The sequence below is a fragment of the Achromobacter sp. 1L-A-4-B-C2 genome, assembly GCF_057291955.1.
Window position 1 is genome coordinate 20,519 of the sequence record NZ_JBXAWP010000003.1, and the last position, 14,160, is coordinate 34,678.

General features: G+C 66.5%; 9 protein-coding genes. 4 read left to right on the plus strand and 5 right to left on the minus strand.

The window, feature by feature from the left end; translation table 11 throughout:
* Positions 1-105: 105 nt before the first annotated feature.
* Positions 106-1,005: a lipid A hydroxylase LpxO gene (gene lpxO / locus AC0Z35_RS13465; protein WP_046807751.1), complete on the plus strand. Its 900-nt coding sequence runs from the start codon at positions 106-108 to the stop codon at positions 1,003-1,005.
* A gap of 65 nt (positions 1,006-1,070) precedes the next feature.
* On the opposite strand, the gene hrpA is transcribed toward lpxO, so the two are convergent.
* On the minus strand, positions 1,071-5,102 hold the full coding sequence (gene hrpA / locus AC0Z35_RS13470) for an ATP-dependent RNA helicase HrpA (RefSeq protein ID WP_485132489.1): 4,032 nt from the start codon (positions 5,100-5,102) through the stop codon (positions 1,071-1,073).
* Between the two features lie 217 nt (positions 5,103-5,319).
* Here hrpA and argA point away from each other — a divergent pair, with 217 nt between their 5' ends.
* The 3 genes from argA to AC0Z35_RS13485 all read left to right on the plus strand — a co-directional run bounded on the left by argA (position 5,320) and on the right by AC0Z35_RS13485 (position 9,150).
* The gene (argA, locus tag AC0Z35_RS13475) at positions 5,320-6,678 is read left to right on the plus strand and encodes an amino-acid N-acetyltransferase (RefSeq protein ID WP_046805463.1); all 1,359 of its coding nucleotides are present in this window, start codon (positions 5,320-5,322) and stop codon (positions 6,676-6,678) included.
* Between the two features lie 113 nt (positions 6,679-6,791).
* On the plus strand, positions 6,792-7,064 hold the full coding sequence (locus tag AC0Z35_RS13480; protein ID WP_006218476.1) for an oxidative damage protection protein: 273 nt from the start codon (positions 6,792-6,794) through the stop codon (positions 7,062-7,064).
* Positions 7,065-7,200: 136 nt separating this feature from the next.
* On the plus strand, positions 7,201-9,150 hold the full coding sequence (locus AC0Z35_RS13485) for a phosphocholine-specific phospholipase C (protein ID WP_485132488.1): 1,950 nt from the start codon (positions 7,201-7,203) through the stop codon (positions 9,148-9,150).
* A gap of 107 nt (positions 9,151-9,257) precedes the next feature.
* On the opposite strand, the gene phoU is transcribed toward AC0Z35_RS13485, so the two are convergent.
* The 4 genes from phoU to AC0Z35_RS13505 form a co-directional block, all read right to left on the minus strand.
* Positions 9,258-9,980, minus strand: coding sequence for a phosphate signaling complex protein PhoU (phoU, locus tag AC0Z35_RS13490; RefSeq protein ID WP_046805464.1), 723 nt, complete (start codon positions 9,978-9,980; stop codon positions 9,258-9,260).
* Positions 9,981-10,113: 133 nt separating this feature from the next.
* On the minus strand, positions 10,114-10,794 hold the full coding sequence (gene rpiA, locus AC0Z35_RS13495) for a ribose-5-phosphate isomerase RpiA (protein WP_046805465.1): 681 nt from the start codon (positions 10,792-10,794) through the stop codon (positions 10,114-10,116).
* Between the two features lie 39 nt (positions 10,795-10,833).
* On the minus strand, positions 10,834-12,540 hold the full coding sequence (locus AC0Z35_RS13500) for an isovaleryl-CoA dehydrogenase (protein ID WP_485132487.1): 1,707 nt from the start codon (positions 12,538-12,540) through the stop codon (positions 10,834-10,836).
* A 20-nt stretch (positions 12,541-12,560) separates the two neighbouring features.
* Positions 12,561-14,090, minus strand: coding sequence for an amidase (locus AC0Z35_RS13505; protein WP_485132486.1), 1,530 nt, complete (start codon positions 14,088-14,090; stop codon positions 12,561-12,563).
* Positions 14,091-14,160: the final 70 nt, after the last annotated feature.

Consider the following 14,160-nt stretch of genomic DNA (forward strand, 5'->3'; position numbering starts at 1 on the left):
GTGGCGCCGCATGGAAACTGAAGGGACCCGTCAGGCGAACCTCAGGAAGCTTGTGTAACAATACGAGGTCGATCTGACCTATCTGCCGCAGGACGACGTTCAAGTATGAAATGGTTAATCCCCGGGATCTGGCTCGCCGCCATCCTGTTCGCCCACTTCCGAGGCCGAGTCAAACTGCCGCTGGGCCGGCAGTTGCTTGACCACTCGGTGCTGCTCGCCCCCGTCAATGCCTTCATGGTGCTGGCCTCGCGCGTGCCTCCCACCCCGTACCTGACGACCAGCGAAATTGCCGAGCTGAAGGTGCTGGACGACAACTGGGAGACGATACGCGACGAAGCCGTGCAAATGGCGGAAATGCAGCGCATCCGGGCCGCGGACGCCCATAACGACATCGGCTTCAATTCTTTCTTCAAATACGGCTGGAAGCGGTTCTACCTGAAGTGGTATGACGCCCGCCACCCGTCCGCCGAAGAGCTCTGCCCCAAAACCGTTGCCATCCTGAAAACGCTGCCCAAGGTCAAGGCCGCCATGTTCGCCGAGCTGCCCCCGGGCGGCCAGTTGAACCCGCATCGCGATCCGTTCGCCGGCTCGCTGCGCTATCACCTGGGCCTGGTCACCCCGAACGATGACCGCTGCCACATCATCGTCGACGGCGAATCCTATAGCTGGCGCGACGGCGAAAGCGTCGTGTTCGACGAAACCTACGTGCACGAAGCCTACAACCACTCGGAACAAAACCGCATCATTCTGTTCTGCGACGTCGAACGGCCGCTGAAATGGCGCTGGGCCGAAGCATTCAACCGCTGGTTCGGGCGCGTGGTGATGTCGGCGGCCAGCTCGCCCAACGACGGCGGCGACCAAACCGGCGCCATCAACCGGCTGACGCATGCGCACTGGGTCATCGACCAAAAGCGCAAGGCGTTCAAGAACTGGAACCGCACGGTCTACAAGGCCACCAAGTACGGCTTGATTGCGCTGGTGATCGTGGGCTTTATCGCCCTGTAAGGCCAGACGCTATCGGCGGGTGGCCCGCGCCACCCGCCCCTCTCAAGCCCCCCCTCAAGCCAGCCTCAGCGCTTGAGCGATTCCCAGCTTTTCATCAGCCGCTTTACCGAAACCGGCATCGGCGTGCGCAGCTCTTGGGCAAACAACGCCACCCGCAATTCCTCAAGCAACCACCGGAACTCGTCCAGGCGCGGGTCCGGCGCCCCCTTCAGCGCCGACCGTGCCCGCTGATATTGCGTCAGCAGCGGCGCCATTTCGGCCACCAGCTTGGCGTCGCGCGCCGGGTCGGCACGCAGCTTGTCGATACGCGCCACGGCGGCCTTCAGGTAACGCGGGTAGTGCGACAACTGGGCATAAGGCGTGTCGCGAATGAACCACTTGGGCATCAGCGCGCTTAATTGCTGTTGCAGGTCGGCGTAGGCGGACGCGTGCGGCTTGGCTTGCGGCAGCTTGCGCTGCACGGCGGCGTACTCGGTCAGCACCGCGCCGGCCAGCCGCGCAACCTCCTGGGCCAACAGCCCCAGCCTGCCCTTGCCTTCCGCGCGGCGTGCATCGAACTGCTGCTCGTTCACCGGCCAGGGTTCGGCCAGGCAGGCCTGGCCCAGCGCGCAGTCGATGATCTGGTCGCGCAATTCTTCCTGCGTGCCCAGCGTCATGTACAGCATGCTGATCTTGGTCAGGTCGGCCAGGTTCTTTTCCAGGAACTTGACCTGCTCGCGCAGGCCCAGACGGAACAGCCGCAGCAGGCCGGCGCGGTGATGCTTGCGCGCCTCGTCAGGGTCGTCGAAAACGTCCAGGTCGCAATGCGTGCCGTGATCCACCAGCGCGGGATAGCCGATCACCGACTGGCCACGCCGCTTGATCTCCATGATTTCCGGCAAGGGGCCGAACGACCACGTCGTCAGGTTTTCGTGCGCCAGCGCCTGGGCCACCTGCGTATCGCTGGCGGCCAGTTGCTGGAACGTGGCCTGCGCCTGCTTGCCGAATTCAGCCCGCAACTGCGCCAGGTTGCGCCCGGCCGCCAGCATGCGACCGTGTTCGTCCACCACGCGGAAGTTCATGAACAAGTGCGCGGGCAAGGTTTCCAGCTTGAAGTCGCCCACGGCCGGGCGCACCTGCACCTGGTCCCACATGTCGGCAATGATGGCCTCGACCAAGCCTTGCTGCGGATCGGCCTGGCGTTCAAACCAGCGGTCGTAAAAGCCGGCCGCGTAGTCAGGCAACGGCACGCAATGGCGACGCAGCTTTTGCGGCAACGACTTCAACAGCAGGTGGACCTTTTCCTTGAGCATGCCGGGCACGAGCCATTCGCAGCGCGCCGGGTCGATCTGGTTCAACGCAAACAAGGGCACCGACAGCGTCACGCCGTCGCGCGGGGAACCGGGCTCGAAGTGATAGTCCAGCGCCATCGTCACGCCCTGCCATTCCACCTTTTTGGGGAAGACATCGGTGGTGACGCCCGCGGCTTCGTGGCGCATGAGCTCGTCGCGCGTCAGCATCAGCTTGGCGGCGGCGGCCTTGTCCAGGCTGGACACCCACTTTTCCAGCGTGGCCGTCTGCGAGATATCCGCCGGCAGTTGGCGGTCGTAGAAGGCGAAGATCAGTTCGTCGTCCACCAGAATGTCGGGGCGACGCGTCTGATGTTCCAGCTTTTCGATGCCGGCGATCAGCTTGCGGTTGTGCGCCACGAACGGCAGGCGCGTGTCGATCTCGCCGGGCACCAGCGCCTGGCGGATAAAGAGTTCGCGCGCCTGCGTCGGGTTGACGCGCCCGTATTGAATGCGTCGGCCCGTGTAGATCGTCAGGCCATACAGCGTGGCGCGCTCGTTGGCCACCACCTGCCCGGCCTTCTTTTCCCAGCGCGGGTCCGACCAATTCTTGCGAATCAGGTGGGCACCCACCTTTTCCAGCCACACGGGGTCGATCCGCGCCACGCAGCGCGCATACAGGCGCGTGGTCTCGACCAATTCAGCCGCCATGATCCAGCGGCCGGCCTTCTTGACCAGGCGCGAGCCCGGGTGGATGTGGAAGCGGATTTCGCGCGCGCCCTGATAGTGGCCGCCTTCATCGCTTTTGAAGCCGATATTGCCCAACAGGCCGGACAGCAGCGCCAGATGCAGCTGTTCGTAGGTGGCTTCCGTCTGGTTCACGCGCCAGCCCTGCTCGCCCACCAGCGCGGCCAGCTGCGTGTGCACGTCGTGCCATTCGCGCAGCCGGATCGGCGACAGGAAGTTCTGCCGCAACAAGCCCACCAGCTTGCGCTGGGACGCCTTGTGCTGCACCTGTTCGCCATACCAGCGCCACAACTTCAGGAAAGAAATGAACTCCGATTTGTCATCGGCGAACTTGGCGTGCGCGGCCTCGGCGGCTTCGCGCTCTTGCATGGGACGGTCGCGCGCGTCCTGCACCGACAGGGCCGACGCGATGATCAGCATTTCGGCCAGGCATTGGTGTTCGCGCGCGGCCAGGATCATGCGGCCGATGCGCGGGTCCACCGGCAGCTTGGCCAGTTCATGGCCGGTTTCAGTCAGCACGAACGACGCGCCGGTGCGGGTCGCCTCGCCTTCGCCTTCGTCGTCGGAAGCGGAGGCCAGTTCGATGGCGCCCAGTTCTTGCAACAGATGGTAGCCGTCGGCCACCGCGCGGCCCGGCGGCGCCTCGACGAACGGAAACTGTTCGATATCGTCCAGCTTCAGCGACTTCATCCGCAGGATGACGGACGCCAGCGACGAGCGCAGCACTTCCGGGTCGGTGAACGGCGCCCGGTTATTGAAGTCCAGCTCGTCGTAGAGTCGGATGCACAGGCCCGGCCCCACGCGGCCGCAGCGGCCGGCGCGCTGGTTGGCCGACGCGCGGCTGATGGGCTCGATGCGCAGCTGTTCAACCTTGTTGCGCCACGAATAGCGCTTGATGCGCGCCAGCCCGCTATCGACCACGAAGCGGATGCCGGGCACCGTCAGCGAGGTCTCGGCCACGTTGGTGGCCAGCACGATGCGCCGCGCATTCGTGCGCGGGTGGAAGATCTGTTCCTGCTCGGCCTGCGATAGCCGCGCGTACAGCGGCAGCACTTCGGTGCCAGCCGGATGGCGCTTGCGCAGCGCTTCGGCGGATTCGCGGATCTCGCGCTCGCCGGGCAAGAACACCAGCACGTCGCCCGGGCCGTGCCGTGCGCACTCGTCCACGGCGTCGACTATGGCGTCGATCAGGTCGCGTTCTTCGTCGCCCGACATGCGTTCGCGGTCGCGGCCCGGCTTGGCGGCGGGCGCGGCGGCGTCTTCGGCCGGTTCTTCCCGCACGGGGCGATAGCGCACTTCCACCGGGTACAGCCGGCCCGACACCTCGATGACCGGGGCGGGCTTGTCTTCCGAGGCGGCAAAGTGCTTGGCAAAGCGGTCGGCATCGATGGTGGCCGACGTGATGATCAGTTTCAGGTCCGGGCGGCGCGGCAGCAGCTGCTTCAGATAGCCCAGCAGGAAATCGATGTTCAGGCTACGTTCGTGCGCCTCGTCGATGATGATGGTGTCGTAGCGGCGCAAAAGTGGATCGCGCTGCGACTCGGCCAGCAAGATGCCGTCGGTCATCAGCTTGATGGACGCGTTGGGGCCGGTGCGGTCGTTAAAGCGCACCTGGTAGCCCACCACTTCGCCCATGGGCGTGTTCAGCTCTTCGGCAATGCGCTTGGCGACCGAGGTGGCGGCCAGGCGACGGGGCTGGGTATGGCCGATCATCTTCTGACGGCCCCGGCCCAGCTCCAGGCAGATCTTGGGCAGCTGCGTGGTCTTGCCCGAGCCGGTTTCCCCACTGACGATCACCACCTGATGGCCCGCGATCGCGCGCGCGATCTCCTGCCGCCGCGCACTGACGGGCAGGTCTTCGGGGTAGGTCACGGCAGGAATCGGCCGCTCGGGGCGATCCGCGCGCGGCGGCCGCTCGGGGCGTGCGGGGCGCTCCGCGCGGGCAGGCCGCTCGGGACGTTCGGCGGACGCTGGCCTTGCGGGCCGGCGGGGCGCGCGGGCGGCCTCGGCCGGGGCGGCAGGCGCGTCGGGGGCCCCCGGGGAAGCCGCTTTGGGCGCCCGCGGGCGAGATGAATCAGGCATGTACGATAGTCCGGTTAGCCCGGCATTATAAATTTCTCTGGCGCCCCTGCCGGCGCCCCCTTGGGAACGCATCGAAATCCGGCACTAAATTAGCCTTGATTTTCCGCCTGCGCCCCATCCCGTGGGCCATATAATTTCGCCACGCCGTCATGCGACGGCGCTATGACGCGGCAAGGCGCCGCGTTTTTACCGACTCTCAGGAATCCCTCCGCCCATCATGCCCGACCTGGAACCAGACACCGTCTCCGCCCTTGAAGCCCCGGAATTCGCACCCGCCCAATTCGTCCGATGGTTTCGAGACGTGGCGCCCTATGTGCATGCTTTCCGAGGCAAGACGTTCGTGGTGGCGTTTGGCGGCGAACTGGTTCAGGCCGGCGCGCTCAATGCGCTGGTGCAGGACTTGTCGCTGCTGTCGTCCCTGGGCATCCGGCTGGTGCTGGTGCACGGGTCCCGGCCCCAGGTCAATGAACAGCTGCGCCTGAAGGGCTACACCCAGCAGTTCGACCGTGGCCTGGCCCCCACCGACGCGGCCGCGCTGGAATGCGCCAAGGAAGCCGCGGGCGAAATCCGCCTGGACATCGAAGCCGCGTTCAGCCAGGGGCTGCCCAACACGCCGATGTCGCATGCGCACATCCGCGTCATTTCCGGCAACTTCGTCACCGCCCGCCCCACTGGCGTGCTCGAAGGGGTGGACTACAAGCACACCGGCCAGGTCCGCAAGATCGACGTCGAGGCATTGAAGTTCGCCATCGAAAAAGGCTCGTCCGTGGTGCTGCTGTCGCCCCTGGGCTTCTCGCCGACGGGCGACGCGTTCAACCTGGCCATGGAAGACCTGGCCACCAGCGTCGCCGTGGCCCTGCGCGCTGAAAAACTGATCTTCCTGTCGACCTCGCAAGGCGTGCTGAACGATGACGGCACGCTGGACACCGAACTGGCGCGCGTGGATGCCGACGCGTTGCTGGCCGGCGGCGAACTTGACGAGGAAACGCACGCTTTCCTGCAATACGCGTCGCTGGCGGTCAAGCGCGGCGTGGCGCGCGCCCACTTGCTGCCCTTTGCGCTGGACGGCAGCGTGCTGCTTGAAATCTTCACCCACGACGGCGTGGGCACCATGGTGGTCGAAGACACGCTGGACGATTTGCGCGCCGCCACGATCGACGACGTGGGCGCCATCCTCAGCCTGATCGAACCGCTGGAAGCGGACGGCACGCTGGTGCCGCGCCCGCGCAGCGTGATCGAGCGCGACGTAGAAAACTTCACCGTGCTGGAGCACGACGGCGTCATCTACGGCTGCGCGGCGCTGCACACCTTTGCCGACGAACAGATGGCCGAGATGGCCTGCCTGATCGTGCACCCGGAATGGCAAGGCTCGGGCGAAGGCGAAATCCTGCTGCGCCATATGGAGTCCCGCGCACGCGCTTCCGGCGCCAAGCGCTTGTTCGTGCTGACCACGCGCACGTCGCACTGGTTCATGAAGCGCGGCTTCGTGCAAGGCGGCATTGCCGACCTGCCGCGTGAAAAGCAGAACAACTACAACCGATCGCGCAACAGCCTCGTCTTCATCAAGAAGCTGTAACGCTGCCGGCGGGCCGTTCCCACCGTACCGTCCCCTGCGTTCGAAGGGGCTTGGCGCCCTAGCCGCGCCAAGCCCGCTAAAATACGGCGTTATTCCTTATTCGGCAGCGAACCATGTCCCGTATCGTCAACTGTGTGAAATTGAAGCGTGAAGCCGAAGGGCTGGATTTCCCCCCCTACCCCGGTGAACTCGGCACGAAGATCTGGCAGAGCATTTCCAAGGAAGCCTGGGAAGAATGGAAAGCCATCCAGACGCGCCTGGTCAATGAAAACCGCCTGAACCTGGCTGACGCCCGCGCCCGCAAGTACCTGAAAGAACAGATGGAGCGCTTCCTGTTCGAAGACGGCACCGTCGAAGCCCACGGCTACGTTCCGCCGTCGGCCTGATCCGGCACTCCGCGGCCCATCACGAAGCCCCTCGTTCGCGAGGGGCTTTGCATTTTGGCTCGCTGTCGCGTGATCACGGACACGCAAGCTGAAGCTGCCCTTAAGATCGAAGTTTGCCGGCCGTATTAATGCTGTCATGAAAGAAGAATCGCGCTTGCCTCTCCCCGCCGATCCGCCGTCGTCCATTCAGCGCGCCATGCAGATCGAACCCGATCGCCAGACGGGTACGCTGCGCGATGTCCGGCACGTTGTCATCCTGATGCAGGAAAACCGGTCGTTCGATCATTATTTCGGCACACTGCCTGGCGTGCGAGGCTTTGCCGATCCGCATCCCGTGCCCACCATCGCCGGCAACGTGCTGACGCAGACTGACGGCGCGGCCACCTGCCGGCCTTATTCGCTGCGCGCCGAACATGCCAGCGACACGCCCGTCGGCTATATCACGCCGCACACCTGGATGGATGCGCAAGACGCCTGGAACGACGGCCGCATGGACCACTGGCTGCCGGCCAAGGGCCGCCTGGGGCTGGGCGCCTACACCAGCCAGGACGTCCCGTTCCAGACCGCCCTGGCCAACGCATTCACCGTGTGCGACGCCTACCACTGTTCATTGCACGCGGGCACCAATCCCAACCGCCTGTTCCTGTGGACGGGCACGAATGACCCCACCGGCACCGCCGGCGGCCCGGCGCTGGTGAACACCTACGACCGGCTGGGGCCAGCCACAGAAGGCTATGGCTGGACCACCTACCCCGAACGCCTGCAAGACGCCGGCGTGGACTGGCGCATCTACCAGGACATGGCCGACAACTTTCACGACAATCCGCTGGCAGGCTTCCGGCAGTATCGCCAAGCCTACGCCAGCAGCGCGGAGTCGGCGCCGCTGCGCGACCGCGCCTTGTCCACCCACACGCTGGATGACCTGGCGCGCGACGTGGCCACCGGCCAGTTGCCGGCCGTGTCGTGGATCATCGCGCCCACGGCCGATTCGGAACATCCCGAAGTGTCGTCGCCCAGGCAGGGCGGCGCCTACACCGAGCGCGTGCTGGACATCCTGACCGGCAATCCCGACACCTGGAGCCGCTGCGTTTTCCTCGTTACCTATGACGAAAACGATTGCTTCTTCGACCACGCACCGCCGCCGGCGCCCCCCGCGCGCCACGACGATGGCTATTCGGGCGGCCTGTCCACGGTGGAACTGGACGGCGAATACCACGATGCCCGATGCGGACCCAGCGCCGCGTTGGAAGACCCTGCCGCCCTGCACGGCCGCGCTTTCGGGCTGGGGCCGCGCGTGCCGATGCTGGTGGTTTCGCCCTGGAGCCGAGGCGGCTGGGTCAATTCGCAGGTGTTCGATCACACCTCGGTGATCCGCTTTCTGGAAGCGCGCTTTGGCGTGGCCGAACCCAACATCAGCGCATGGCGGCGGGCCGTGGCGGGCGACCTGACATCCGCTTTCGACTTCAGCGGCGACCGGGGCCCGCATCATCCCGACAGCAACCGCCACGCCTGCGCCCTGCCGTACGCGCTGGAAGCCGTGGGCCGCATGACCGCCGACGCCGAGCACTATCGGCTGACCCTGCGCAACCCCGGCAGCGCGGCGGCTGTGCTGCACGTCTACGATCGCCACGACCTGGCGCGCGCGCCCCGCCGCTACACCATCGGCCCCGGCGCCCGGCTGGACGATGGTTGGCGTCTGGGCACGGGCGGCGCCTACGATCTATGGCTGCTGGGTCCGGACGGCTTCCATCGCCAATTCAAGGGCGATGCGCAAGATGCCGGCATGCTGGAAGCGCAGCTGGTGCCGGTAACTTCCGGCCTGCGCATCCGGCTGGTCAACCACAGCGATACGCCGCAGCCGGTCAAGCTGGAATCGAACATGGGCGACGGTTGGCGCACGATGGCGCACGTGCAAGCGGGCGGCGCATTGGAGCTGAAGTACGTGGGCTGCGAAGGCTGGTACGACGTGCAGGTCAGTGCGCCCGCCCTGCCGGCTTTCGGGCGCAGGCTTGCGGGGCGTATCGACGCCGGCAAGCCCGGCGTGCCCGACCCCCGGCTATGCCAGGGCGCCGTGCTGCCGCTGTAGCGCGGTGCGCCGCAGTGCGATGCAGGCCATAAAAAACCCGGCGCGATGTGCCGGGTTTTGTCTATTCGCCTGCGTGGCCGCAAGCCGTCGGGCCGCAAGCCGTTGGTTTACGCGTCCTCTTCCGACTCTTCTTCACCGCGCGCCAGGCGCTCGGTGTTCTTGACGCCCGTGTGACGCACGTCGGCGCCCTTGACCATGTAGATCACGCGTTCGGACATGTTCTTGGCATGGTCGCCAATGCGTTCCAGCGCACGCGCAATGAAGATCATGTCGATGGCGCGCGAAATGGTGCGCGGGTCTTCGATCATGTAGGTGATGAGGTGGCGCAGCGCGCCCTTCCATTCCTTGTCCACTTCCTTGTCGCTGCGCACGACGGCGGCGGCCTGGATCGGGTCAAGGCGCGCAAACGCGTCCAGCGCCTGATGCAGCATGGTGCGCACCGCGGCGGCCATGTGGCGCAGTTCAATCACCGGGATGTGGCGCAGTTCGGCTTCGTGGATGCGACGCGCCACGGTGGCAACTTTCTCGGCCTCGTCGCCCGAGCGTTCCATGTCGGTCAGCATCTTGGACACGGCCATCAGCATGCGCAGGTCGATCGCGGTGGGCTGGTGGCGGGCCAGGATGCGGCTGATGCTCTCGTCGATCTCGACTTCGTGGCGGTTGACTTCTTTTTCCCGCTCGCGGACTTTTTCCACCAGCGACAGGTCGCCGGTGGCCAGCGCGTCGATCGCTTCCTGGATCATGGCTTCCACCAAGCCGCCCATTTGCAAGAACTGCGAACGGACGCTTTCCAGATCGGCGTCGAACTGCTTGTTTGTATGCTCCGTCATCCGGGCTCCCTGCGTGGTTGATCTCATTGCATTGCCCCGAAATAAGAGAGTTACGAGATGGGCCTGCACAACCGGCAAGGTTATGACCCAAGTGTGACAGGATTATGAATCAAGGCCGGGCAGCCCGCCGACGTTACGCCGCGCGGTCCAGGCGGCGGATGCCCGACTGCGTGGCCAGCAGCGCCACGTCGGCGCCGGCCAGGGCGAATAAACCGCAGGTGACCACGCCGGGCAGGTTGTTGACCCGCGCCTCGAACGCGCGCGCATCCGAGATAGCCAGGCCCGACACATCCAGGATGATGTTGCCGTTGTCGGTGACGAATCCCTCACGCAGGCGCGGCTGCCCGCCCAGGGCCGTCAGGGCGCGGGCCACGGATTCGCGCGCCATCGGAATCACTTCCAGCGGCAGCGGAAACTTGCCCAGCGTCTGGACCAGCTTGGATTCGTCGGCGATGCAGATGAAACGTTCAGCCACCGAGGCCACGATTTTCTCGCGCGTCAGCGCGCCGCCGCCGCCCTTGATCATGGACAGGTCCGCGTCGATTTCGTCGGCGCCGTCCACGTAGATGGGCATGGTCGACACATCATTCAGGTCCAGCACCTTCAGGCCGTGACCCGCGAGGCGGGCCGCGCTGCGCTCCGAGCTGGCGACGGTGCCGCCGATGCGGCCCTTGAAACGCGCCAGGCCGTCGATGAACAGATCGGCCGTAGAGCCCGTGCCCACGCCGATGATGACGTCCGGGCCAGCGACCTGTTCTACGAATTGCAGGGCGGCGTCGGCGGCTTGTTGCTTGAGTTCTTGCTGGGAGAGCATGGCGGGAAGAATGCGGGAAGGTTGTTCAAGCCAGGAAATTTAGCATGCGGCGGCGGGTGGCCAGGCACGCGCCAGGATCGCGGCTGTATCGGTGTCCGGCCCCAGTTCGCCGAACACCCCGCCGCCCGCTTGCAGCCGGCTGGCCACAAAGGCCTCTGCAACGGCCGCGGGCGCATGCTGGATCAGCAAGGCGGCCTGCCACAACCGCGCCAGGCCGCAGGCGATACGGCGTGCCTGGAATTCGGCCTGTGCGGGGTCGGCCAGCAGCGCGCGCCACGCCGACAGAGCGCGCGCAAAGGCCGCATGGCCGGCGGCCGGCGCGAATTCGTGATCCAACGCGGGCAACGCGTCGGGCTCGCGTTGCAAGGCGCGCAGCACATCCAGCGCCATGACATTGCCCGAGCCTTCCCAGATGGAATTGACGGGCGCCTCGCGGTACAGGCGCGGCATCGGCCCTTCTTCCACATAGCCGTTGCCGCCCCACACTTCCATGCATTCCGCGATGGCGTTGATGGCGCGTTTGCACACCCACAGCTTGGCGGCGGGCGTACCCACACGGACCAGCGCTCGGGCCTGCGCGTCAGCGCGTTCGTCCACGGCGCGGGCCAGCCGCAGCGCCAGCACCATCGCCGCCTCGCTTTCCAGCGCCAGGTCGGCCAGCACGTTGCGCATCAGCGGCTGCGCAATCAGCGATTTGCCGAAGGCATGCCGATACTGCGCATGATGCAGCGACTGCACCACGGCCTGACGCAGCAACGCCGCGCTGCCCAGGACGCAATCCAGCCGCGTGGTGGCCGCCATTTCCAGCAGCACCGCCAGGCCGCGCCCCGGCTCGCCCACCATCACGCCCCAGGCATTTTCAAATTCGACTTCGGCGCTGGCGTTGCTGCGATTACCCAGCTTGTCTTTCAAGCGGCGCACCCGAATGGCGTTGCGCGGCCCGTCCGGTATCCAGCGGGGTACGAAAAAGCAGCTGAGCCCTTCGTCCGTCTGCGCCAACACCAGATGGGCGTCCGCTTGCGGCACCGAAAAGAACCACTTGTGGCCCACGAGCTGATACGCATTGCCCCGGCCCGGCGTGCCCAGGGGCGCCGCGCGGGTGGTTGCGGCGCGCAGGTCGGAGCCGCCCTGCTTTTCGGTCAGGCCCATGCCGATCAACGCGCTGCGCTTGGCGGCCAAGGGCGCGTCCGCCGGATCGAAGTCGCGCGAATACAGCGCGGGCAACCATTGCCCGGCGAAGTCCACCGCGCCGGCGGGCTCACGTTGCAGCAGTGGCACGGCGGCGAACGTCATCGTGGTGGGGCATAGCGTGCCGGCTTCAACCTGCCCTTGCATCAGATAGGCGGCGGCGCGCGCCACCTGTGCGCCGGGCGTCGGTTGCGCCCAGGCGCGGCTGTGCAAGCCGCGCGCCAGGATGCCGCTCATGAGCAGGTTCCAGGCCGGGTGAAATTCCACGTGATCGATGCGGTGCCCGCCTCGGTCATAGGCAATCAGCCGGGGCGGGCAGCGGTTGGCTTCGTGCCCGGCCTCCAGGGTTTGCGCGCGCCCCAGCCACGCACCGTGCGCGGCCAGGTCACCGTGCCAGGCCTGCGCGCCTTCGCGCCGCACCGCTTCCTGCAAGGCGGGGTCGGTGTCGTACAGCGAATAGTCTTCCAGCACGGGAACCTGGTTCTGCACGGTGTGCGTGGAAAACGTGGCGGACGAGGCAGACGCGGCCGACGTAACCCGCGTGGCAAAGGAAGACATGGCGGCTCCTGAATAAAAGGCTATCTGGCCATGGGCGCCACCTGTGCCCATGGCCGCAAGACTTCAACCTGCGCCGCCAATTCCAGCAGCAACGCTTCGCTGCCCAAGGGGCCCATAACCTGGATGCCGATGGGCAGGCCGTCGGACGACATGCCGAACGGAATCGAGATGGCGGGCATGCCGGTCAGGTTGGCCAAGGGCGCGAACGGTGAATAGCCGATCACGCCCTTCTTGCCCAGACGGTAGGCCAGGTAGTCGGCGTTGTCCATGGCGTAACGGCCCAGTGGCGCCGGCGGCTGCGCCAACACCGGGCTGAGGAAAAGATCATGCCCCTGGGCGCCATCGCGATGCAGGAAGCGGCCGATGCGGCGAGTGATTTCGTGGCAGGTGTCCACGCACGCCACGTACTGCGCGCCCGAAATGGCCCGGGCGTATTCCCGCGCGCCCAAGGTGGTGGGTTGCAGTTCGTCGGCGGCCAGCCGGCGCCCGCGCGTGGCCACAAAGCCGTCGATGGCGTTGGCGGCGGCGCTGGCAATAAGCGGAAGCATGGGCGAAAGCACCTCTTCCGAGCCCACGGGCGGCAGCGCCGGGACCAGCTCGTGCCCCAGCGACGCAAAAAAGCGCGCGGCTTCATCCACGGTGGCGGCAACCTCGGGGTGGATGGCCCCGCCTTCATAGGTGGTGTTGACGAAGGCGATGCGGCGGCGCGGCGCGTTGTGCGGGTCGGCGGCAACGCGGACAACGACCGCCCGGTACGACGGGGTGGCCAGCGCGGGCGCGGCGTAGGGCGCGCCCACGTCAGCCCCTGCGCTGATGTCCAGCGACGCGGCGCAATCACGCACCGAAATCGTCATCATGTGTTCGGTGGCCAGGCCGCCCCACCCTTCGCCCTTCAACGGCCCCAAGGGCATCAGCCCGCGCGACGGCTTCAAGCCCAGCACGCCGCAGCAAGAAGCGGGGATGCGGATGGAGCCACCGCCGTCGCTGCCGTGCGCGATTCGGACCATGCCGCTGGCCAGCGCCGCGCCCGCGCCGCCGCTGGAACCGCCCGCGCTATGGCCGGCCTTCCAGGGGTTTTGGGTGGCCGGCCCGTAGACGGGGGATTCGGTGGTGGGGCTCAGGCCCAATTCGGCGCTGGTCGTGCGGCCGAACGGAATCAGCCCGGCGCGGCGGTAACGCTTGACGATTTCGGCATCCACATCCCATTGCACGTGCCCGTACAGCACCGACCCCATGGCGCTGGGCAAACCCAGCGCCGCCGTGCCCAGATCCTTGAGCAAAGTCGGCACGCCCAGGAAGGGCCGGGTGTCCAACTGCGCCCGCCGTTGTTCCGGGGACAAGGCGGCAAGCTCGTCGTCCAGCGCCTGGGCCAGCCGCAAGCCGGTCTCGGCCTGGACGCCGCAGGCGGCGTTGATGGAGGGATTGCGCGCCGCCACCCGCTCCACGGCCTGCTGCATTGCAGCAAGCGCGGTAGTGACCCCCTGGGCGATATCGGCGCCCAGCGCCGTCGCGTCGAGGGATGAGGAATCATGGCGGTCAGCGGTGCTCATGCTTGCGATGCTCCGGGGGTTCGACGGCGACATGCCGCACACGCCAGGATATCGACAGTCCGGCTCAGCA

What these genes read in the sequence shown, in the direction of transcription:
- AC0Z35_RS13500 (WP_485132487.1), bottom strand. Translation starts at nt 12,540, where the DNA reads ATGTCTTCCTTTGCCACGCGGGTTACGTCGGCCGCGTCTGCCTCGTCC.
- argA (WP_046805463.1), top strand. Translation starts at nt 5,320, where the DNA reads ATGCCCGACCTGGAACCAGACACCGTCTCCGCCCTTGAAGCCCCGGAA.
- phoU (WP_046805464.1), bottom strand. Translation starts at nt 9,980, where the DNA reads ATGACGGAGCATACAAACAAGCAGTTCGACGCCGATCTGGAAAGCGTC.
- hrpA (WP_485132489.1), bottom strand. Translation starts at nt 5,102, where the DNA reads ATGCCTGATTCATCTCGCCCGCGGGCGCCCAAAGCGGCTTCCCCGGGG.
- AC0Z35_RS13480 (WP_006218476.1), top strand. Translation starts at nt 6,792, where the DNA reads ATGTCCCGTATCGTCAACTGTGTGAAATTGAAGCGTGAAGCCGAAGGG.
- rpiA (WP_046805465.1), bottom strand. Translation starts at nt 10,794, where the DNA reads ATGCTCTCCCAGCAAGAACTCAAGCAACAAGCCGCCGACGCCGCCCTG.
- lpxO (WP_046807751.1), top strand. Translation starts at nt 106, where the DNA reads ATGAAATGGTTAATCCCCGGGATCTGGCTCGCCGCCATCCTGTTCGCC.
- AC0Z35_RS13485 (WP_485132488.1), top strand. Translation starts at nt 7,201, where the DNA reads ATGAAAGAAGAATCGCGCTTGCCTCTCCCCGCCGATCCGCCGTCGTCC.
- AC0Z35_RS13505 (WP_485132486.1), bottom strand. Translation starts at nt 14,090, where the DNA reads ATGAGCACCGCTGACCGCCATGATTCCTCATCCCTCGACGCGACGGCG.